Source organism: Streptosporangium sp. NPDC049644 (genome assembly GCF_040675205.1).
GTDB classification, from domain to species: Bacteria; Actinomycetota; Actinomycetes; order Streptosporangiales; family Streptosporangiaceae; genus Streptosporangium; species Streptosporangium fukuiense.
The window spans coordinates 1-21,487 of sequence record NZ_JBFAOJ010000111.1 but is presented as its reverse complement, the minus strand read 5'-3'; the positions used below and the strand labels follow the sequence as shown (position 1 = coordinate 21,487).

19 protein-coding genes are annotated in these 21,487 nt (G+C 72.0%); 13 read left to right on the top strand and 6 right to left on the bottom strand.

Features of this window, described 5'->3' with window-relative positions; genetic code table 11:
• Window positions 1–10: 10 nt before the first annotated feature.
• From AB0J58_RS38145 to tkt, 3 genes are read right to left on the bottom strand one after another with little or no spacing between them, the layout of a single operon-like run.
• A complete protein-coding gene (locus AB0J58_RS38145) occupies window positions 11–1,642 on the bottom strand; it encodes a glucose-6-phosphate isomerase (protein WP_364225033.1) in 1,632 nt (543 codons plus the stop codon).
• A gap of 8 nt (window positions 1,643–1,650) precedes the next feature.
• Window positions 1,651–2,754 (bottom strand): transaldolase, encoded by a 1,104-nt coding sequence (gene tal, locus AB0J58_RS38140; protein WP_364225031.1) that lies wholly within the window; start codon window positions 2,752–2,754, stop codon window positions 1,651–1,653.
• Window positions 2,755–2,756: 2 nt separating this feature from the next.
• A complete protein-coding gene (gene tkt, locus AB0J58_RS38135) occupies window positions 2,757–4,853 on the bottom strand; it encodes a transketolase (RefSeq protein ID WP_364225029.1) in 2,097 nt (698 codons plus the stop codon).
• Between the two features lie 312 nt (window positions 4,854–5,165).
• Between tkt and AB0J58_RS38130 the strand changes: the two genes are divergently transcribed.
• On the top strand, window positions 5,166–6,119 hold the full coding sequence (locus AB0J58_RS38130; RefSeq protein ID WP_364225027.1) for a heme o synthase: 954 nt from the start codon (window positions 5,166–5,168) through the stop codon (window positions 6,117–6,119).
• 312 nt (window positions 6,120–6,431) lie between these two features.
• Entirely contained in the window at window positions 6,432–7,724 is a 1,293-nt protein-coding gene (locus AB0J58_RS38125) for a PrsW family intramembrane metalloprotease (RefSeq protein ID WP_364225025.1), read from the top strand.
• On the opposite strand, the gene AB0J58_RS38120 is transcribed toward AB0J58_RS38125, so the two are convergent.
• The gene (locus tag AB0J58_RS38120; RefSeq protein ID WP_364225023.1) at window positions 7,712–8,392 is read right to left on the bottom strand and encodes an ElyC/SanA/YdcF family protein; all 681 of its coding nucleotides are present in this window, start codon (window positions 8,390–8,392) and stop codon (window positions 7,712–7,714) included. The genes AB0J58_RS38125 and AB0J58_RS38120 overlap by 13 nt on opposite strands.
• Before the next feature lie 79 nt (window positions 8,393–8,471).
• Window positions 8,472–9,464 (bottom strand): COX15/CtaA family protein, encoded by a 993-nt coding sequence (locus AB0J58_RS38115; RefSeq protein ID WP_364225021.1) that lies wholly within the window; start codon window positions 9,462–9,464, stop codon window positions 8,472–8,474.
• A 284-nt stretch (window positions 9,465–9,748) separates the two neighbouring features.
• Here AB0J58_RS38115 and AB0J58_RS38110 point away from each other — a divergent pair, with 284 nt between their 5' ends.
• From AB0J58_RS38110 to AB0J58_RS38060, 11 genes are all read left to right on the top strand, one after another.
• Complete coding sequence (locus tag AB0J58_RS38110; RefSeq protein WP_364225019.1) at window positions 9,749–10,924, top strand: FAD-binding oxidoreductase; 1,176 nt, start codon at window positions 9,749–9,751, stop codon at window positions 10,922–10,924.
• Window positions 10,925–10,937: 13 nt separating this feature from the next.
• Window positions 10,938–11,261: a (2Fe-2S)-binding protein gene (locus tag AB0J58_RS38105; protein ID WP_364151371.1), complete on the top strand. Its 324-nt coding sequence runs from the start codon at window positions 10,938–10,940 to the stop codon at window positions 11,259–11,261.
• Window positions 11,262–11,268: 7 nt separating this feature from the next.
• Window positions 11,269–12,696, top strand: coding sequence for an FAD/NAD(P)-binding oxidoreductase (locus AB0J58_RS38100; protein ID WP_364225017.1), 1,428 nt, complete (start codon window positions 11,269–11,271; stop codon window positions 12,694–12,696).
• Entirely contained in the window at window positions 12,681–13,574 is an 894-nt protein-coding gene (locus AB0J58_RS38095) for a dihydrodipicolinate synthase family protein (RefSeq protein WP_364225015.1), read from the top strand. The genes AB0J58_RS38100 and AB0J58_RS38095 overlap by 16 nt, the downstream gene beginning before the upstream one ends.
• Window positions 13,575–13,610: 36 nt before the next feature.
• Entirely contained in the window at window positions 13,611–14,612 is a 1,002-nt protein-coding gene (locus AB0J58_RS38090) for a proline racemase family protein (RefSeq protein ID WP_343981626.1), read from the top strand.
• 273 nt (window positions 14,613–14,885) lie between these two features.
• Window positions 14,886–16,061 carry a branched-chain amino acid ABC transporter substrate-binding protein gene (locus tag AB0J58_RS38085; protein WP_364225013.1) on the top strand — a complete coding sequence of 392 codons (1,176 nt, stop codon included), beginning with the start codon at window positions 14,886–14,888 and terminating at the stop codon, window positions 16,059–16,061.
• On the top strand, window positions 16,058–16,951 hold the full coding sequence (locus tag AB0J58_RS38080; protein WP_364225011.1) for a branched-chain amino acid ABC transporter permease: 894 nt from the start codon (window positions 16,058–16,060) through the stop codon (window positions 16,949–16,951). The genes AB0J58_RS38085 and AB0J58_RS38080 overlap by 4 nt, the downstream gene beginning before the upstream one ends.
• Window positions 16,948–17,910: a branched-chain amino acid ABC transporter permease gene (locus tag AB0J58_RS38075; protein ID WP_364225009.1), complete on the top strand. Its 963-nt coding sequence runs from the start codon at window positions 16,948–16,950 to the stop codon at window positions 17,908–17,910. The genes AB0J58_RS38080 and AB0J58_RS38075 overlap by 4 nt, the downstream gene beginning before the upstream one ends.
• Complete coding sequence (locus tag AB0J58_RS38070) at window positions 17,907–18,791, top strand: ABC transporter ATP-binding protein (RefSeq protein WP_364225007.1); 885 nt, start codon at window positions 17,907–17,909, stop codon at window positions 18,789–18,791. Before AB0J58_RS38075 ends, AB0J58_RS38070 begins: the two co-directional genes overlap by 4 nt.
• Window positions 18,784–19,527, top strand: coding sequence for an ABC transporter ATP-binding protein (locus tag AB0J58_RS38065; RefSeq protein WP_364225005.1), 744 nt, complete (start codon window positions 18,784–18,786; stop codon window positions 19,525–19,527). Before AB0J58_RS38070 ends, AB0J58_RS38065 begins: the two co-directional genes overlap by 8 nt.
• A gap of 104 nt (window positions 19,528–19,631) precedes the next feature.
• The gene (locus tag AB0J58_RS38060; protein ID WP_364225003.1) at window positions 19,632–20,324 is read left to right on the top strand and encodes a GntR family transcriptional regulator; all 693 of its coding nucleotides are present in this window, start codon (window positions 19,632–19,634) and stop codon (window positions 20,322–20,324) included.
• 9 nt (window positions 20,325–20,333) lie between these two features.
• On the opposite strand, the gene AB0J58_RS38055 is transcribed toward AB0J58_RS38060, so the two are convergent.
• Entirely contained in the window at window positions 20,334–21,236 is a 903-nt protein-coding gene (locus AB0J58_RS38055) for an EamA family transporter (protein ID WP_364225001.1), read from the bottom strand.
• Window positions 21,237–21,487: the final 251 nt, after the last annotated feature.

The following is a 21,487-nucleotide window of genomic DNA, read 5'->3' as shown; positions in this document are numbered from 1 at the left end:
CGGCGACCCATCAGACCTCCCGTGAGGCGGCGAGCAGGTGCGCGACACCGGCGGCGCGGTCGGTCAGGTGCAGTCGCACGGCGGGGCGGCCCCGGCTGGCCAGGGCGCCCAGGTCGCCCAGCGCCTGGGCGAGCTGGAGGCGGCCCAGGGTGTAGGGCTTGCCGGGAACCTCCAGGTCGTTCTCGACGGCCCCGGTGATCTGCAGGAACACCCCGTTCTGCGGGCCGCCCTTGTGGTACTGGCCGGTGGAGTGCAGGAAGCGGGGTCCCCACCCGAAGGTGACCGGCCGCTCGGTGCGGACCGCGAGCATCCCGCGGAGCGTGGCCGGGTCGGCCGCGCTCCACACGTCCGTCATCTCCTCGAACGAGGCGCCCTCGGGGTACGGGGCGTCGAAGGCCGCCTCCCTGTCGAGGTAGGCCATCACCGCGAGGTAGCCGTCGGAGGGGATCGCCTCCAGCAGCCCGGTGAGCACGTCGGACAGGTTCTTGGGGGCCTCCATGCCCGGCGGCAGCTCGCCGTGGACCTCCACCGGGCCGTCGACGAGGATCGGGGTGCCGACCGGCAGCTCGCTCCGGTCGAGCAGCTTGGCGGTGTTCTCCTTGGACTCGGCCACGTTCGGCTGGTTGAACGGATCGATGCCCAGGACGCGCCCGGCGACGGCCGTGGCGTACTCCCAGACGAGGAACTGCGCGCCCAGCGGGCCGGCGACGGTCACCACGCCGTCGGTGTCGATCCCGGCGAGCAGCTCGTCGTCGGCGTCGCCGGGGTCGGCGCCCACGACGGGCAGGATGCCCCTGCGGGACTTGCCGGTGGACTCGGCGATCAGCTGCTCGATCCAGTCGGGCAGGCCGTTGATCTCCGAAAGGCCGTCCTCGATCACGAGCTTGTCGCGCCCGGCCACCGCGGCGGCTCCCAGGGCGGCGCCCAGGTCGAGGCCGGGGTTGCCCTCCGAGCGCGACAGCAGCGGCAGCACCTCGGCGGCGTCGTCGAGCAGCCGCTCGACGTCGGCGCCCGCCAGCGCGCTGGGCACCAGCCCGAACGCCGTCAGGGCGCTGTAGCGGCCGCCCACGTTCGGGTCGGCCAGGACCACCCGGTAGCCCGCCTCGCGGGCGCTGAGCTCCAGTGGCGAGCCCGGGTCGGTGATGACGACGATCCTGCTCGCCGGGTCGATCCCGGCGTCGCGGAAGGCCTTCTCGTAGATCCGCCGGTGGCTGTCGGTCTCGACGGTGCCGCCGCTCTTGCTGGCGACGACCAGCAGCGTGCTCTCCAGCCGGTCCTCCAGCGCGCGGCGCACCTGGCCGGGGTCGGTGGTGTCGAGCACGGTCAGCGGTACGTCGGCGGAGCCGGTGATGACCTCGGGAGCGAGGGAGGAGCCGCCCATGCCCGCCAGGACCACGTGGTCCAGGCCCCCGGCACGGGCCCACTCCACCAGCTCGCCGATCTCACCGAGCAGCGGCCTGCTCGTCAGCGGGAGGTTGAGCCAGCCGAGCCGGACGGCCGCCTCGGGCGCGGCCTCCGGGCCCCACAGCGTGGGGTCGCCGGCGGCCAGGGACTGGGGGACCCCCTCGGAGACGAGCCGGCCGGCCGTCTCCGAGGCCTGTTCGGTGAGGTCGTCCTCACCGAACGTCACGGACACTGACATGTGTTCCCTCATGCCTTCTTCAGCTCGGCGGCGACGGTCGCCAGCAGCTCGGTCCAGGAGGCCTCGAACTTGTCCACGCCGTCCTCTTCCAGGAACCTCACGACGTCGTCGTAGTCGATGCCGATCTCCTTGAGCGCGGCCATGGTGTTCCAGGCCTCCTCGTAGGAGGGACGGACCGTGTCACCGGTGATCCTGCCATGGTCGGCCGTCGCCTCGAGGGTCTTCTCCGGCATCGTGTTGACGGTGCCGGAGGTGACCAGCCCGTCGACGTAGAGGGTGTCCGGGTAGTCGGGGTTCTTAGTGCCGGTGGAGGCCCACAGGGGGCGCTGCGGCCGGGCTCCGGCCAGGGCCAGCGCCTGCCAGCGCGGGGAGTCGACGACCTCCTCGAAGGCGGCGAAGGCCAGCCGGGCGTTGGCGAGCGCGGCCTTGCCCTTCAGCGCCAGGGCCTCGGGGGTGCCGATCTTGTCCAGGCGCTTGTCGATCTCGCCGTCCAGCCGGCTGACGAAGAACGAGGCCACCGACTCGATGCCCGACAGGTCGAGGCCCTTGGCCTTGGCCTGCTCAAGGCCGCTCAGCCAGGCGTTCATCACGGCGCGGTAGCGCTCCAGGGAGAAGATCAGCGTGACGTTGACGCTGATGCCCTCGGAGATCGCCCGGGTGATCGCGGGCAGGCCCTCGGCGGTGGCCGGGATCTTGATGAACAGGTTGGGCCGGTCGACCAGCCACCACAGCGCGCGCGCCTCGGCGACGGTCTTCTCCGTCTCCCGGGCCAGGCGCGGGTCGACCTCGATCGACACCCGGCCGTCCACGGTGCCGGTGGCGTCGTAGACGGGGCGCAGCACGTCGGCGGCCCAGCGGATGTCGTAGGTGGTGATGGAGCGCACCGCCTCCTCGACGTCGACGCCGCGGATCTTCAGGTCGTGCAGCTGGGTGTCGTAGGCGTCGCCCTTGCTCAGCGCGGAGGCGAAGATCGTCGGGTTGGAGGTGACGCCGACCACCTGCCGGTCGCGGATCAGCGACTGGAGATTGCCGGTGCGCAGGCGCTCGCGGCTGATGTCGTCCAGCCAGATGGAGACGCCCTGCTCGGAGAGTTTCCTCAGGATCTCACTCATGATCAGTTTCCTGTCGTCTCGCCCTTGTCGGCTCCGGTCTTGGCGAGGCTCGCCTTGGCTGCGGCGACCACGCGCTCGGCGGTCAGGCCGAACTGCTCGTAGAGGGTCTTGTAGGGGGCCGAGGCACCGAAGTGCTCCAGGCTGACCACTTCCCCCTCATCTCCCACGAACTCCCGCCAGCCCAGCGAGATTCCCGCCTCCACCGCCACGCGCGCGCGGACCGAGGAGGGCAGCACCGTCTGCCGGTAGGCCGTGTCCTGGGCGTGGAACCACTCCACACACGGCATCGACACGACCCGGGTGGCGATGCCCTCCGCCTCCAGGATCTCACGGGCCTCGACGGCCAGCTCGACCTCGGAGCCGGTGCCGATCAGGACCACCGCGGGCTGCCCGTTGGAGGCCTCCCGCAGGATGTAGCCGCCGCGGGCGACCTTCGTCGCGTCGCGGGTGCCCTCGTAGACCGGCAGGTTCTGGCGGGTCAGCGCCAGCGCGGCCGGGCGGTCGTTGTGCTCGAGCACGACCTGCCAGGCGGCGGCGGTCTCGTTGGCGTCGGCGGGGCGGACCACGTCGAGGCCGGGGATGGCGCGCAGCGCCCACAGGTGCTCGACGGGCTGGTGCGTCGGGCCGTCCTCGCCCAGGCCGATGGAGTCGTGCGTCCACACGTAGGTGACCGGCAGCTTCATCAGCGCCGCCAGCCGCACGGCCGGGCGCATGTAGTCGCTGAAGACCAGGAACGTGCCGCCGTAGGGGCGGGTGCCGTTGTGCAGCGCGATGCCGTTGAGGATCGCCCCCATGCCGTGCTCGCGGATGCCGAAGTGCAGCGTGCGGCCGTAGGGGTTGCCGGGGAAGTCCCTGGTCTGGAACTCCTCGGGGATGAAGGACGGCTCGCCCTTCATCGTGGTGTTGTTGGACTCGGCCAGGTCGGCCGAGCCGCCCCACAGCTCGGGCAGCACCGGCGCGAGGCTGTTGAGCACCTCGCCGGAGGCCTTGCGGGTGGCGACGGAGGAGCCGGCCTCGAAGACCGGCAGTGCCTCGCTCCAGCCGGCGGGGAGCTGCCGTACGGAGATGCGGTCGAACTCGGCGGCGCGCTCGGGGTTGGCCTCGCGCCAGCTCTGGTAGAGCTTGTCCCACTCGGTCCGCGCGGCGCGGCCGCGCTCGACGACCCTGCGGGCGTGCTCCAGGACCTCGGCGGGAACATCGAAGCTCTTGGCCTCGTCAAGGCCCAGGACCTTCTTGGTGGCGGCGACCTCGTCGGCGCCCAGCGCCGAGCCGTGGATCTTGCCGGTGTTCTTCTTGTTGGGGGCGGGCCAGCCGATGATCGTGCGCAGCCGGATGAACGACGGCCTGCCGGTCTCGGCGCGGGCGGCCTCCAGCGCCTGGTGCAGCGCCTCGACGTCCTCGACGTAGTCGCCGGTCCGTGTCCAGTCGACGGTCTGGGTGTGCCAGCCGTACGCCTCGTAGCGCTTGACCACGTCCTCGCTCAGCGCGATCTGGGTGTCGTCCTCGATCGAGATGTGGTTGCTGTCGAAGACGACGGTCAGGTTGCCCAGCCTCTGGTGGCCCGCGAGGGCACTGACCTCGTGGCTGATGCCCTCCTCGATGTCCCCCTCGGAGGCGATGCACCAGATGTGGTGGTCGAACGGGCTCGCGCCCCGCGCCGCGTCCGGGTCGAACAGGCCGCGCTCGCGGCGGGCGGCCATGGCCATGCCGACCGCGTTGCCCAGCCCCTGACCCAGCGGCCCCGTGGTGGTCTCGACGCCGACGGTGTGGCCGTGCTCGGGGTGGCCGGGGGTCAGGCTCTCCCACTGGCGCAGAGCCTTGAGGTCGTCCAGGCTCAGGCCGTAGCCCGACAGGTAGAGCTGGATGTAGAGGGTCAGGCTGGTGTGGCCGGCCGAAAGGACGAACCGGTCACGGCCCACCCAGGAGGGGTCTGACGGATCATGCCGCATCACCTGCTGGAACAGCAGGTACGCGGCGGGCGCCAGGCTCATCGCGGTGCCCGGGTGGCCCGAGCCCGCCTTCTCTACCGCATCCATGGCCAGGGCCCGCACGACATCGACCGCGCGGCGGTCCAGGTCGCTCCATTCAAGGGCTGGCACGAGTTCGCTGCTCAACTGCTCGGTCTCCGGATCTAATAGTGTGATGGTGGCGCCGGTCTGGTATTTCCCGCCCACATGGGACCCTAACGGTTTCGGCCGCGCTACCGTGGCGTAGGTCGATCAGGTGCGGGTCCACGGGACTTCTGGGCGGCTCCCCGGCGGGTGTCGCCTCGCGCCGCTTCCGCACCCCGTGCCGGGACCGGCCTCCCCTGCAACTACAGTGAGTCCTCAAGGCTGGCTGGTGCCCGCATTCACGGATCCGCTCTAATCAGAGGTTACGCGTTGACCCCGCACGTGCTGGAAGCGCCTTAGATGGTGCTCACCGACAAGCAATCGACGGTCCCGCCCGAGGCGGACACGACCGCAGGCGTCGTGCCTCGCTCCTTCGGCGACGTCGTGAAGGCCTACGTCGCCCTCACGAAGCCGCGGATCATCGAGCTGCTGCTGATCACGACGCTGCCGGTGATGTTCCTGGCGGCCAAGGGCCTGCCACCGCTGTGGATCGCCGTCAACACCCTGGTGTTCGGCACCCTGTCGGCGGGCAGTGCGAACGCCCTGAACTGCTACATCGACCGTGACATCGACGCGGCCATGCGCCGCACCCGGCGCCGCCCGCTCGCCCGCGACATGGTGCCGCCGACCAACGCGCTGATCTTCGGGGTCATTCTCGGGGCGCTGTCGACCCTTGGCCTCGGGCTGACCGTGAACTGGCTCGCCGCCGGACTGTCGCTGGCCGCGAACCTTTTCTACGTGCTCGTCTACTCGATGATCCTCAAGCGGCGGACCCCGCAGAACGTGGTGTGGGGGGGGATCGCGGGCTGCATGCCGGTGCTGATCGGCTGGGCCGGTGTCACCGGCAGCCTCGACTGGGCCCCCGTGGTGCTCTTCGGCGTGGTGTTCTTCTGGACGCCTCCGCACACCTGGACCCTCGCCATGCGCTACAAGGAGGACTACGCCGCGGCGAAGGTCCCCATGCTCCCGGTGGTCGCCACCGAGCGCCGGGTGGTGCTGGAGAGCATCGTCTACACCTGGGCGACGGTGCTCTGCTCGCTGCTGCTGTGGCCGGTGGCCGGGACCACCCTGCTCTACCCCGTCGTGGCCGCCGTCCTCGGTGCCGCCTGCCTGTGGGAGGTCCACCGCCTCCTCGGCCGGGTCAACGCGGGCAAGACCGGGGTCGATCTGCGCCCGATGCGCTTCTTCCACTGGTCCAACGCCTACCTGGCGCTGCTCTTCCTCGCCGTCGCCATCGACTCGATGTTCGTCTGAGCCCTCTCACAGGTACGCTCTCCTGCCACATGCCCGTTTCCGCGTCTCGTTCGAGGGGGAGACGTCTCCCGGGTGGGGAACACGTTTTCTTGGCCGGCCCGGGTCGGGCCTGGTCGTGGGGAGGGCAGCTCATGGTCGTCGGAAAACCTCGGGAGCCGGATCACCGCTCCGGCCCCGGGATCGTTCCAGCGTTCGGCCTGGTCTCCGTATCCGGGGGGTGGAGCGCCGGCCGTCAGGCGCCGGCCGTGGATCTTCGTGCTGGGATATGCCGGTTTGATTCGTGGGGTGGAAGTCAACGGTTACGGTTACCTCATGGCCAGCCGTGACCCCCGGTGGGTGCTCAGGGACCGCCCGTCGCTCGCGCTGATCACCGGACTCGTCCTGACGGGACTGTGCGGCCTGGTGTCGCTCTCCTTCGACGTGCTGAACGGCGACCCCGTCTACTTCTTCATCGCCCTGATCCTCGCGCTGGCGCCCGTTCCCGTGCTGCTGGCCGCGGTGCTGGCGCTCGACCGGATCGAGCCCGAGCCGCGAGGCAACCTGATCTTCGCGTTCGCCTGGGGGGCGGGCGTGGCGGTCCTGGTCGCCGGGGTCGTCAACTCCCTCGGCCTGGTCTACATCGAGAACGCCGCCGGGCTCGGCTACGACTACGCGCGCAACATCGCCGCCACGTTCGGCGCCCCGGTGGTCGAGGAGACGATGAAGGGCCTGGTGCTGCTGGGCCTGCTCAGGTTCAGGCGCGCGGAGCTCGACGGGCCGACCGACGGCATCATCTACGCCAGCATGGTCGGCCTCGGCTTCGCCATGAGCGAGAACGTCAGCTACTACGTGGCCGCGCTCGACGACATGGGCGCGCAGGGCCTGGCGGTGACCGTCGTGCTGCGCGGCGTCCTCTCGCCGTTCGCCCACCCGCTGTTCACCTCCATGATCGGTGTCGCGGTGGCCTACGCGGCGCAGCGCCGGGGGCCCGGCCGGATCTTCGTCATCGCCGCCGGGTGGATCGGCGCGATGCTGCTGCACGGCATCTGGAATGGCTTCGCCTCCTACGTCGGCTTCGCCGGCCTGGCCATCGCCTACCTGCTGCTGATGATCGTGCTGTTCGTGCTGATCTGGATCATCTTCCGCGACCGCAAGCGGATCATCGGGCTCATCCAGACCTACCTGCCCGCCTACTGGGCGACGGGACTGGTCTCCTCGTACGACGTCGCGATGCTCTCTTCCCTGCCGGGGCGCCGCCACGCCAGGCAGTGGGCCAGGGACAACGGCGGCAGGACGGGCCTGCGGGCGATGAGCGACTACCAGCTCGCGGCCACCGAGCTGGGCCTGCTCCACGAGCGGGCCAGGGGGCACGTGATCGACGAGCGTACGTTCAACGAGGAGCAGCGGGCGCTGCTGGAGTGCATGGCCGCCTCCCGCGCCCAGTTCCCCCCGCAGCCGCCGCCACCGCCGCCCCCCGGCGGCGGCAACGTCCCGCCGGGGTACGGGCCCGGGGCCCGGCCGCCTGGCGGCTCGCCGTATCCGTGGGGCGGTGCCCCCGGAACCCCGGGGCACCCCGGGGCCGCCCAGTGGCGTCCGTCCCCCGGGCGCGGCGCTCACCCCGACTGAAGCGCGGCCTCCAGGGAGGTCTCGCGCGGCCCGGGGAAGACGGGAGCGGAGTCGAGGACCACGGCGTCGAGGAGGCCCTTGGCGGCGGCGGCGAACTCGCGGGCCGCGTAGGCGTAGGTGGAGGCCCACCGCCGGGAGGAGTCGTCGCCCACGCCGAAGGTCTCCAGACCCGCCGTACGGCACAGGGTGACGGCCCTGGGCAAATGGAAGAGCTGGGTGACCACGGTGAGGCGGGTGGCGCCGAACACGGCGCGGGCGCGCACGCACGAGTCCCAGGTGTCGAAACCGGCGTAGTCGAGGACGAGCGCCCTGGCCGGTATCCCACGGGCGAGCAGGTAGTCGCGCATCACGGTCGGCTCGTCGTACTCGATCCGCCCGTTGTCGCCCGACAGCAGGATCGCCCTGACCTTGCCGGCCCGGTACAGCTCGGCGGAGATGTCCAGCCGTCTGGCCAGCATCGGGGAAGGGGTGCCCCCGAAGGCGGCCGCCCCCAGCACCAGCGCCACCGGCGCCTCGGGAACCCCGGCCATCCAGCCGGGTGAGGAGTCCGCGACCACCCGGTGTCCGGAGCTGGCCAGCCAGACCCAGGTCAGCGGTGCGACGGCCAGGACGCTCAGCAGCACCGCGCCCTGGTAGGAGAGCCGGAAGAACCTTCGCGACAGCGGCATCCGGCCATTGTCGCGGTCAGGTGCCGGCCGAGTCGAACGCGGCCGTCGCGGGCTTTCCCGGCGGGAGCGGGGCCGGCGGTCAGGCCGGGACCCGGTCGAGTTCGCCCACGTTCCCGGCGGCCGTCGCGCCCGCCGGGCCGCACGAGCGCATCGTGAACACCACCCGCAGCGCGCAGACCCAGACCAGGGCCGAGCCGAGCACGTGGAGGTTGACCAGGGCCGCGGGCACGCCCAGGAAGTACTGGACGTATCCGATTCCGCCCTGGGCCGCTTCCACGCCGAGCAGCGTCCAGGCGGCCCGCCGGGCGTGCCCGGGCGCGTCGGTGATGTGCAGTGCGAACGCCAGCGCGAAGGTGAGGCCGACCACCACGTAGGCGACGTCGGCGTGGATCCTCGCCACGGTCTCGATGTCGAAGTCGAACCGGGAGGCCATCGCGTCCCCGGAGTGCGGCCCGGTGCCGGTCACCACCACGCCCACGACGAGCAGGACGAACACGGCGGCGACGAGCGCGAAACCGAGTGTGCGGATGTGCCGGTTGACCAGGAGGCGTGGCGGGCCCGCGCCCTCGCCGGCCCGGGCGTACAGCGCGTACGCCGCGGCGATCATGCCGATGGAGACCAGGAAGTGCACGCTCACGGTGACCGGGTTGAGCGCGCTGCGCACGACCAGGCCGCCCCAGAGTCCCTGCACGGCCACGCCGATCGGCTGCAGCCAGGCCAGCCTGACCAGATCGGGGCGGCGGGGCAGCAGCCGCAGGGCGGCGAGCAGGCAGGCCAGGCCGACGGCCAGCACCAGGAAGGTCAGCAGCCGGTTGCCGAACTCGATCGCCATGTTGATCGGCGAGATGTCGTCGTGGGCCACCGGGATGAAGCTGTCCGGCGTACACCTGGGCCAGGTGGGACAGCCCAGGCCTGAGCCGGTGACCCGCACCGCGGCACCCGTCACCGTGATCCCGACGTTGACCGCCACCGACGCCAGCGCCCAGCGGCGCAGGGTGCGGAAGGTCGGCGGTCCCACGATCGGCGTCAGTTTCGCGGTCTGCAGACGGGTCTGGTCAAGGAGGTGCTTCACGGCTCACATGCTAGGCGGCGAGGGGGGCGGTCCCGCCGCGGACCCCTGGCGCCGGGGCCGGTGCGGAGGCATTCGCCCCGGTCGTTTCGCGTCTCCCCGGCGTCTCGGGCAGGGGACCGCCGCCGGCTGCCGGTGTGGGACATCTCACCTCGGACGGCGTGCCGCACGGGTCCACGGGTAGGGGTGGGCTGAGCCGGTTGCCGGCCCGGGACGTCCGGTCCGATGCATTGATCCATAAAAAGGTATGTGACATATTACTGACGAGCCCGGGAGCGAGGTGAGTCATGCCGGACGTCGTGGTCGTCGGCGCCGGGGTCGTCGGCGCCGCCTGCGCCTACTACGCCGCCCGCACGGGACTGGACGTGGTGGTCGTCGACCGGGGGGCGGTGGCGGGCGGTACGACGGGCGCGGGCGAGGGCAACGTGCTGGTCTCCGACAAGGGACCGGGCCCCGAACTCGACCTGGCGCTGCTCTCCAACCGGCTCTGGCGTGACCTGGCCGCCGACGGGCCCGACAGCGGGCCCGACAGCGGGCCCGACGGCGGGTTCGAGTTCGAGGCCAAGGGCGGCCTGGTGGTCGCCGAGACGGACGAGGTGCTTGAGGCGCTCACCGGCCTGGCGGGCGAGCAGGGCGTCGAGTGCGTCGCCGTCGCCGCCGGGGAGCTCGGCGACTACGAGCCCCACCTGGCGAAAGGGTTCGCCGGTGGCGTGTTCTACCCGCACGACGCCCAGGTGCAGCCGATGCTGGCGGCGGCCAGGCTCATCCGGCGGGGCGCGGAACGGTTCGGGCACGGCACCCTGATGCTGCGCACCGGGGTCACGGTGACCGGCTTCCTTCGCGACGGCGGCCGGGTCACCGGTGTCACCACCTCCTGCGGCGACATCCTCGCCGGAGCCGTCGTCAACGCCGCGGGCACCTGGGGCGGCGAGATCGCCGCGCTGGCCGGGGTGCGCGTGCCCATCCTGCCCAGGCGCGGTTTCATCCTGGTCACCGAGCCGCTCGCCGGGCCGCTCATCAGGCACAAGGTCTACACCGCCGGCTACGTCACCGCGGTGGCCAGCGACTCGGAGGGGCTGGAGACGTCCGCCGTCGTGGAGAGCACCCCGTCGGGGCCGGTGCTCATCGGCGCCAGCCGCGAGCGGGTCGGCTTCGACCGCACGATCTCCGTTCCGGTGCTCGAACGTCTCGCCCGCCAGGCCGTCGAGCTGTTCCCCGCCCTGGCGGCGTACCGGGTGATCCGGGCCTACTGCGGTTTCCGTCCCTACTGCCCCGACCACCTGCCGGTGATCGGCGAGGATCCCCGGGTCCCGGGGCTCTACCACGCCTGCGGCCACGAGGGCGCGGGCATCGGCCTGGCCCCGGCCACCGGCCACCTGATCGCCCGGCTGCTGGCCGGCCTCGACCCCGGCCTGGACCTCGCCCCCTTCAGACCGGACCGTTTCCCGCAGGAGGCGCCATGACGCCAGGTGTCCGATGAGCGGGCCGTACCGCCTGGTGCGGGCACGGCCCGAGCCGGAGTTCGAGATCAGTGTGGACGGCGCTCCCGTCGCGGTGGTCCCCGGCCAGAGTGTCGGCGCCGCCATGCACGGTGCGGGCATCCGATCGTGGCGCACCACCAGGTTCGGCGGGCGCCCACGAGGGTTGTTCTGCGGCATCGGGGTCTGCTTCGACTGCCTGGTCACGGTGAACGGGGTCCCCTCCCTGCGGGCCTGCCTGACCGAGGCCCGCCCGGGAGACCTGGTCACCACCGGAGACGCTCCGGCGCGGGACGTTCCCGGCTCCGGAGGGGAGCGGTGAGCGGCCGATGACACGGATCCACGACCTGGCCGTCGTCGGCGCGGGTCCCGCCGGGGTCGCGGGCGCGCTCACCGCCGCCCTGGCCGGGCTGGACGTCGTGCTGGTCGACGGGTCCGGGCGACCGGGCGGCCAGTACTTCCGGCACCCCGCCGAGGGGTTCCACGCAGCCAGGCCCGGCGCGCTGCACCACGGCCTCGACCGGTTCACCCGCCAGTGGGAGGCGCTCCGCGAGCGCGCCGAGGTGCTGCTGAGCGCGCGGGTCTGGGCCGTCGAGCGCGCGGACGGGGTGATCACCGTGCGCTGCCTGGAGGGAGACCGCGAGGAACGGTCCCGTACGGTGACCGCGCGCGGGCTGCTGGTCGCCACCGGCGCCCACGACAGGCCGCTGCCGTTCCCCGGCTGGGACCTGCCGGGCGTGCTCACCGCGGGCGGCGCGCAGGCACTGCTCAAGGGTGATCTGGTCCTCGCGGGCCGCAGGGTCGTGGTCGCGGGCACCGGGCCCTTCCTGCTTCCGGTCGCCGCGGGCCTGGCGGACGCGGGGGCCCGGGTGCTCGGCGTGCACGAGGCCAACCGCAGGTTCGGGCTCGCCAGGCATCCGCTGCTCGCCGCCGGTCGGGCGGCGGAGGCCCTCGGGTACGTGGCGCGCCTGGCCCGCCACCGGGTGCCCTACCGCGGCCGTGAGGCGGTGATCGCCGCGCACGGTGAGACCGCGCTGACCCACGTCACCGTGGCGAGCCTGGACCCCGCCTGGCGGCCGCTCTCGACGAGAACCGTCGAGTGCGACACCCTCGCCTGCGGCTACGGTTTCGTCCCCCAGCTCGACCTGCCCCTCCAACTGGACTGCGCCACCCGCCGCGACCCCGACGGCGGCCCGGTCGTCGCGGTGGACGCGGGCATGCGCACCAGCGTGCCCGGCGTCTACGCGGCGGGGGAGGCCACCGGTGTCGGCGGGGCCGCGCTCGCCGAGGTGGAGGGCCGGATCGCAGGCCGGGCCGCGGCCGCCGACCTGGGCCGCCCCACGCCGCCCGACCCCGCCCTGTCCCGGCGCAGGGACCGGCTCGCCGCCTTCGCGCGAGCGCTGCAGGGCGCCTACCCGCTACGGCCTGGCTGGCAGGACTGGCTCCGCGACGACACGCTGGTGTGCCGCTGCGAGGAGGTGCCCCTGTCGGCGATACGCGAGGCCCAGGCGATGGGCGCCGTCGACGCGCGCTCGGTCAAGCTGCTGGCGCGCCCGGGGATGGGGTGGTGCCAGGGCCGGATGTGCGGCCACGCGGTCGCCTGCCTCGTCGGTGAGGATCCGGCGCCGCCCCGGCGCCCGATCGCCCAGCCCGTCAGGCTCGGCGACCTCGCCGCGCGGACCCCGACCTCCCCGGAGGGGCCGAAGCCCTCCGGCTCCGTACCCCCTCGAAAGGATGAAGCATGGCGATCCGGGTGAAACCCTGGCACGGCGTGACGGTGGCCACCGCGCTGCCCCTGCGCACGGACCTCTCGGTCGATCTGGACGGCTACGCCGAGCACTGCCGGTGGCTGGTCGCCTCCGGCTGTGACGGTGTGGTGCCGAACGGGTCGCTGGGGGAGTACCAGACGCTGAGCTCCCGGGAGCGGGCCTCGGTGGTGGAGACCGCGGTCGCGGCCGTCGGCGGCGACCGCGTCATGCCGGGCGTCGCGGCCTACGGCGCCCTGGAGGCCCGCCGCTGGGCCGAGCAGGCCGGTGAGGCCGGGTGCCGCGCGGTGATGCTGCTCCCGCCGAACGCCTACCGCGCCGACGACAGGACGGTGCTGGAGCACTACCGCGAGGTGGCCAGGGCCGGTCTGCCGGTGGTGGCCTACAACAACCCCTTCGACACCCGGGTCGACCTCACCCCACGCCTGCTGGCCGCCCTGCACTCCGAGGGCCTGATCGCGGGCGTCAAGGAGTTCAGCGGCGACGTCCGCCGGATCTACGAGATCGCCGAGCTGGCCCCGGGGCTGGACGTGCTGGCCGGAGCCGACGACGTGCTGCTCGAACTGGTCACCGCCGGAGCGGTCGGCTGGGTGGCCGGTTTCCCCAACGCGCTGCCCGCCTCGACGGTCGCCCTCTACCGGGCGGCCGCCGCAGGGGACACGGCCACCGCGCTGCCGCTCTACCGCGCGCTGCACCCGCTGCTCCGCTGGGACTCCAAACCGGTGTTCGTACAGGCCATCAAGCTCTCCATGGACCTGGCCGGTCGCCACGGCGGCCCGTGCCGCCCGCCCAGGCTCGGGCTCCCCGGCGAGCAGGAGGCCGCGGTCCGCGCGGCCACCGAGAAGGCCCTGGCCGAGGGCCTGCGGTAGGCCGGTCCCGTTTTCCCTTTCTCGCGAGGAGAGTCGATGAGGACGAAGAGGGTCTTCCACGCGGTGGACTCCCACACCGAGGGCATGCCCACCCGGGTGATCACCGGGGGAGTGGGGGTGATCCCCGGCGCGACCATGGCCGAGCGGCGCGAGCACTTCCTGGCCGAGATGGACCACCTGCGGACCCTGCTCATGTACGAGCCCCGCGGCCACTCGGCGATGAGCGGGGCCATCCTGCAGCCGCCCACCCGGCCCGACGCCGACTACGGCGTGCTCTACATCGAGGTGTCGGGCTGCCTGCCCATGTGCGGGCACGGCACCATCGGCGTCGCCACGGTCCTCGTCGAGACCGGGATGGTGGAGGTCACCGAGCCGGTCACCACCATCAGGCTGGACACCCCGGCGGGGCTGGTCGTCGCCGAGGTCAGGGTCGAGGACGGGGCCGCCACCGAGGTGACCGTCACCAACGTGCCCTCCTTCAGCGCGGGGCTGGACCGTGTCGTCAAGGTGCCCGGCATCGGCGAGGTCGCCTACGACCTCGCCTACGGCGGTAACTACTACGCGATCCTGCCGATCGAGTCCGTGGGCCTGCCGTTCGAGCGCTCGCACGGCCAGCGGATCCTCGACGCGGGGCTGGCCGTCATGGGGGCGATCAACGAGCAGGACGAGCCGGTGCATCCGCTGGCCCCCGGTATCAGGGGCTGCCATCACGTGCAGTTCACGGCGCCGGGCTCCGACGCCAGGCACTCCCGGCACGCGATGGCGATCCATCCCGGCTGGTTCGACCGCTCGCCCTGCGGCACCGGCACCAGTGCCAGGATGGCCCAGCTGCACGCCAGGGGCGAGCTCCGGATGGACACCGATTTCGTGAACGAGTCGTTCATCGGCACCCGGTTCGTCGGGCGGCTCGTCGGGGAGACGGAGGTGGCGGGCCTGCCCGCGGTGGTCCCCGCCATCACCGGGCGGGCGTGGGTCACCGGCACCGCCCAGTACTTCCTCGACCCTCGCGACCCGTTCCCCGCCGGGTTCCTCATCTGACCCGCCACCCCGCCGACCTGCTGACATCCGGGTTGACCGGGCCTGACCCGCCGCTCTCCGGCCGGTCGGCCCGCGGTCGGCCTACGGTCGGCCGCACCCGGCCTGAACAGCGGAGACGTCGCCGTCCCCGGGTCCGGCGGCGATCCGTGCCCCGGTGGGTCGCAGCTTGCGGAAGAAGCGATGTCCTAACGCTAACGGTCTTGTTTCGGGCCTTGACGCGTCCTTCGAAGTACGCGTGCAATGTCACACATCGCCAGATGTGAGGAGCAGCACATGCGTGCCATCCCCCTGAAATCCTTCACGTCGCTGGCCGTTCTCGGCCTCCTGGTCACCGGGTGTGGCCAGGGACTGCTCGGCGGTGGTGACGGCGCCGGGCAGACCGCGGCCGGGAAGGACGGGCCGATCGTCCTCGGCATGCTGATCCCGCAGTCGGGCAGCGAGGCCGCCATCGGTCCCTACATGAGCAACGCGGCGCAGCTCGCGATCGACGAGATCAACGCCAAGGGCGGTGTGCTCGGCCGCCGGCTGGAACTGAAGACCGCCGACGACGCCTGTGACGCCCAGTCGGCCGCCGCCGGCGCCAACAAGCTGGTCACCGAGGGAGTCGACGTCTCCGTGGGCGGCTACTGCTCGGGTGCGACGCTCCCCACCCTGCCGATCTTCGGCAAGGCCGGCATTCCCATGATCATTCCAGCGGCCAACTCCCAGGAGCTGGTCGACCAGAAGCTCGAACACGTCTTCCTGATCAACGGCACCGGCTCCCAGCAGGCCGCGGCCGCGGAGAAGTGGATCACCAAGCAGGGTTCCAAGAGCGTCGCGCTGATGCACGACAACACCAGCTACTCCAAGGACATCGCGCTGCGCACCCAGACCCTGCTGGAGGCCCCCGGCGGAGCCGAGGCCGCGATCACCGAGGCGGTCACCCCGAAGGAGAGCGACTACAGCGCCAACATCACCAACGTGCTGGCCAAGAAGCCCGACTTCGTCTACTGGACCGGTTACTTCCAGGAGGGCGGCCTGATCGCGCGCCAGCTCCGGCAGGCCGGGTACAAGGGCTCCATCATGGTCGGCGACGGCTCGGTCTCTCCCAAGCTGGTCGAGATCGCCGGAGCCGAGGCCGCCGAGGGCCTCTACGCCACGATGACCCAGACCCCCGACACCCTGGAGGGCGCCGAGGGCTGGATCGACGCCTACCGGAAGAAGTACGGTGCCGAGCCGGGCCCGTACTCCAACCAGGCCTACGACGCGGTCCGGCTGGCCGCGGAGGCGGTCACCAAGGCGGGCGGCACCGACGGAACCAAGGTCATCGCGGCGCTTGAGGCGATCGACGGCTTCCCGATGTTCTCCGGGCCGCTGAAGTTCACCCCCGAACATACCCTGGCCAACGGAGGCTTCCAGATCCTCGTCGTCAAGAGCGACAAATTCGCCCTGCAGGACTCCCTGAAGTGACGCAGCTCATCTGGAACGGGCTGTTCGTCGGCTCGTTCTACGCCCTGGTGGCGCTGGGTTACAGCATGGTCTACGGGATCATCAAGCTGCTCAACTTCGCCCACGGCGACCTGTACATGCTCGGTGCGTTCGCCGGCTTCGCCATCCTCGGCGCGGTCGGCGGCGTGTCCTCCGCCATGGCCCTGCCGCTGCTGCTCGCGGTGCTCCTGGCGACCATGGTCGTCACCGGCCTGGCGGGGGTGGCGTTGGAGCGGATCGCCTACCGTCCGCTACGCCGCGCCCCGCGGCTGTCCCTGCTGATCACCGCCGTGGGCGCCTCCTTCGCCCTGGAGTACGGGATGCGCGCGGTGGCCGGGGCCGACCCCCGGGTCTACCCGGTGCGGCTGGGCGGCACCTCGTTCGAGGTCCTCGGCGCCAGGATCACCCCGCAGCAACTCGTCCTGATCGGTGTGGCGGTGCTGCTGATGGCCGGGCTCAACCTGCTGGTCACCCGGACCCGCGAGGGCAGGGCCATGCGGGCCATCGCGCTGGATCCGCGCACCAGCGCGCTGATGGGCATCGACGTCAACGCGGTGATCTCCCGCGCCTTCTTCGTCGGCTCGGCCCTGGCGGGGGCCGCGGGCGTGATGGCGGGGGCCTACTACGGGAAGATCGACTTCATGATGGGCTTCCTGATCGGCCTCAAGGCGTTCACGGCGGCGGTCATCGGCGGCATCGGCAACATTCCCGGCACCATGCTCGGCGGCCTGCTCCTCGGGCTGCTGGAGTCGTTCGGCACGTTCTGGCTGGGCGGCGAGTGGCGGGACGTGTTCGCCTTCGGGGTGCTGATCCTGTTCCTGACGGTACGGCCCACCGGCCTGCTCGGCGAGCGTGTGACGGAGCGGGTGTGAGCGCGACCAGGGTCCGCCGTCTCGGTACGGACTCACCGCCCAGCAGGGCCTCGAAGCTGCTGCAGAACCGCTGGGCCGGGCTCGCGGGGCTGCTGGTCGCGCTGCTGGCCCCCTTCGTCGACGCCACGCCGTACGCGCTGTCGGTCATGACCAGCGCGGCCATCGCGGTGATGCTCGCCGCCGGGCTGAACATCGTGGTCGGCTACTGCGGCCTGCTCGACCTGGGCTACGTCGCCTTCTTCGCGGTCGGCGCCTACACCAGCGGGGTGCTGGCCACCCGCCTGGAGTTGCCGCTGCTCGCCACGGTGCCCGCCGTGATCGTGGTCACGGTCGTCGCCGGGATCGTCATCGGCGCGCCGACGCTGCGGCTGCGCAGTGACTACCTCGCCATCGTGACGCTCGGCTTCGGGGAGATCATCCGGATCACCGCCAACAACCTGGACGTCACCGGCGGCCCCTCGGGCATCTACGGCATCCCGCACCTGGTCGAAGGCCCGGTGGCCTTCTACTACCTCACCGTGGTCGTCGTCTCGCTGGCCGTCCTGGGCGCGGCCAGGCTGGGTCGTTCCCGCCTGGGCCGGGCCTGGCGCTTCGTCCGCGAGGACGAGGACGCGGCCGAGGCGATGGGCGTGCACACCTACCGGGTCAAGCTCGCCGCCTACGTGGCCGGGGCGGTCTGGGGCGGCCTGGCCGGGGTGCTGTTCGCCGCGCACCTGTCGGCCATCTCGCCGGGCAGCTTCACCTTCCTGTCGTCGGCGCTGGTGCTGATGGCCGTGGTCCTCGGCGGCATGGGCTCGACGCCCGGCGTCGTCGTCGGGGCCGTCGTGATCAGCATCCTGCCGGAGATCCTGCGCGACCTCGCCGACTACCGGTTCCTCCTCTTCGGCGTCCTGCTCATCGCCTTCATGCTGCTGCGCCCCCAGGGGCTCTGGCCGGCCCGTTCCAAGGAGGTCCCTTGAGCCTGCTGAGCGTGGCCGACCTGCGCCTGTCCTTCGGCGGGCTGGTGGCCATCGACGGCCTGTCGTTCTCGGTGGGCGAGGCGGAGATCGTCTCCGTGATCGGGCCCAACGGGGCGGGCAAGACGTCGGCCTTCAACTGCGTTACCGGCTTCTACCGGCCCGCCTCCGGCCGGATCACCCTGCGCGGAAGGGACCTGTCCGGACTGCGGCCCTCGGCCATCGCGGGCCTGGGCGTCGCGCGGACCTTCCAGAACCTGCGCCTGTTCGGCGAGCTGTCGGTCCTGGACAACGTGCGGGCCGGATCGCACCTGTGGTTGCGCCAGAGCGTCCTGGACGCCCTGCTGCACACCCCGCGCTACCGGCGCTCCGAGCGCGAGTGCACCGAGCAGGCACACCACTGGCTGGACTTCGTCGGCCTGCGCGGCGACCGGTACGGGCAGGCCAGAGCCCTGCCCTACGGCGAGCAACGCCGCACCGAGATCGCCCGCGCGCTGGCCCGCCGGCCCGACCTGCTGCTGCTCGACGAGCCCGCGGCCGGGCTCAACCACGGCGAGAAGGCCGAGATGCTCGACCTGATCCGGCGCATCCAGGCACTCGGCGTGGCCATCGTGCTCATCGAGCACGACATGGGGCTGGTCATGGAGGTCTCCGAGCGCGTGGTCGTGCTCAACTTCGGCAGGGAGATCGCCGACGGCCGCCCCGAGGACGTCCGGCGCGACCCGGCGGTCATCGAGGCATATCTCGGCGGCGATCCCGCCGTCCTGGAGGAGACCGCACCGGGGGAGACAGTGCTGGAGGAGGAGATCGCGGGACAGGGTGACCCGGGGAAACAGGGTGACCCGGGGAAAGCGGACTCGGCCGGGAGCGACGCGCATGCTTGACATCGACGGGCTGGACGTCCACTACGGCGGCGTGCACGCCCTGCGCGGCCTGTCCCTCGGCGTCGCCGAGGGTGAGATCGTCGCCCTGCTGGGCAACAACGGCGCGGGCAAGACCACCACGCTGGCCGCGGTCTCGGGGCTGCTGCGCCCCAGCGGCGGCAGGGTGCTCTTCGACGGCCACGAGATCACCGGCCGGAAGCCGCACAGGATCACCGCCCGCGGCCTGGTGCACGTCCCCGAGGGCCGCCGGATCTTCAGCACGCTCAGCGTCCATGAGAATCTCCAGCTGGGCGGCTACCTGGTCCGCGACCAGGCGGAGATCCGCAGGCGGATCGAGCACGTGTACGAGCTGCTGCCCCGTCTGGCCGAGCGGCGCGCCCAGCAGGGGGGCACGCTGTCGGGCGGCGAGCAGCAGATGCTCGCCATCGGCAGGGCGCTGGTCACCGGGCCACGGCTGCTGCTGCTGGACGAGCCGTCCATGGGCCTGGCGCCGCTGGTCGTCGCCTCGGTCATGAAACTCATCGCGGGCATCAACGCCGAGGGCACCTCGGTGCTGCTCGTCGAGCAGAACGCGGTCGCCGCCCTCGGGATCGCCCACCGTGGTTACGTGATCGAGAACGGCGAGCGCGTCCTCGACGGGCCCGCCGCCGAGCTCCGCCGGGACCCCCGGGTGGTCGAGGCCTACCTCGGCGGGGCCGAGGAAGGCGGGTCCGCCGCTGGTGCCATGCCTTCCTGATGAGGGCACCGGGTGTTCGGGAGTACGCGCACGGCCTGGGAGGATGTGAAGGTAACGGGCTCGGCCCACCAGGTGTGGACACGAGCGACACGAGAGGTTTGGGGATGGCTCCTAGGGCGGACGGCCGGCCCGACCTGCCGGCTGTGCGTGAGCGGCAGAGCCTGCGGGAGCAGGTGGCACACGCGCTCAGGGCGGCACTGATCACCGGTGAGATGAGACCCGGAATGGTCTACTCCGCCCCGGCCCTCGCCGCCCAGTTCGGCGTCTCGGCGACCCCGGTGCGCGAGGCGATGCTCGACCTGGCCAAGGAGGGCCTGGTGGAGGCGGTGCGCAACAAGGGCTTCCGGGTCACCGAGCTGTCCGAGCGCGACCTGGACGAGCTGACCGAGCTCCGCAGGCTGATCGAGGTGCCCACGGTGTCACGACTGGCCGGCAGACCGGCCGGCGCCGGGGACGCGCCGAGTTTCGAGGCGCTCCGCCCGCAGGCCAGGGCGATCGTCGACGCGGCCGAGCGCGGCGACCTGCTCGACTACGTCGACGCCGACATCCGCTTCCACCTGGACCTGCTCGCTCTGGCGGGCAACTCCCACCTCGTGGAGGTGGTCCGCGACCTGCGCAACCGGGCCCGTCTGTACGGCCTGTCCGCCCTGCACCAAAAGGGGGGCCTGGTCGACTCCGCCCGCGAGCATCTCACGCTGCTCGACCTGCTCTCGGCGGGAGACGTGAGCGGTGCCGAGCGGCTGATGCGCGAGCACATCCGGCACGTACGCGGCATCTGGGCCAGCCGCCCCGAATAGCGGCGCGGGTCAGCGCGAGCCGCGGGTGGCGCCGACGCTGGCGATGACCACGCAGCCGATGGCGGCCCACTCGCGTACCTGGAGCACCTCGCCCAGTAGCAGCAGGCCGACCAGCGCGGCCGCCGCGGGCTCCAGGCTCATCAGGATGCCGAAGACCCGCTTGGGCATCCTGCGCAGCGCCTCCAGCTCTATCGAGTAGGGGATGACCGACGACAGCAGGCCCACCCCGACACCGATCAGCAGCAGCTCGGGGCGGAGCAGGTCGGCGCCGCCAGAGGCGATCCCGAAGGGGGCGATCAGCACGAAGGAGACGATCATCGCCAGGGAGAGGCCGGTGGCCCCGGGGAAGCGCCGGCCGACCGAGGCCGCCAGCAGGATGTAGCCGGCCCAGCAGGCCGCCGCGACCAGGGCGAAGGCGATTCCGGCCCAGCTGATCCTGGAGGCCGAGGTGCCCCACGGGGCCAGCAGCACCACGCCGGAGGCGGCGAGCACGACCCAGAGCAGGTCGAGGCGGCGGCGCGAGGCCGCCACCGCGACACCGAGCGGCCCGAGGAACTCGATCGCCACCGCGATGCCCATGGGCAGCCGGGCCAGCGCCTCGTAGAACGACAGGTTCATCACGCCGAGCGTCAGGCCGAAGGCCGCGCCCGCCGCGAGGTCCGTCCGGGTCAGTCCCCTCAGCCTGGGCCTGGCGATCACTCCCATGATCAGCGCACCCGTCGCGATCCGCAGGAACACCACCGCGCTCGGCGGCAGCTGGGAGAACAGGTCTTTGGCGAAACCCGCGCCCACCTGCACCGACAGGATGGCCAGCAGCACCAGCCCGGATGGCGGGATGGCGTCGGAGGCGGCCCTCAGCAGCGCTCCCGGTCTGCGGGGTTCGGCGGGCCCGGGCAGGGCTTCGGCGGTCACGACACTCCTTGTGCCAGGTGCAAATTAGTTAATGGCACCTTACTGGTCGGGGAGCCCTGTTCTCAGTGACGTCCGCGATGCGAGACGGGCTCAGGAAAGAGGCCGGCCGCCAGGGGACGGGCCACTAGACGTCATTCCCAGCGGAAGGTTCGCGAGGTCAGGAAGAGCGACACCGCGGCCCACGCCGCGAGGACCGCCAGCGCGGCGAGAGGCGGTCCCGCCCCCTCGCTCAGGACCGCGCGGAGCCCTCC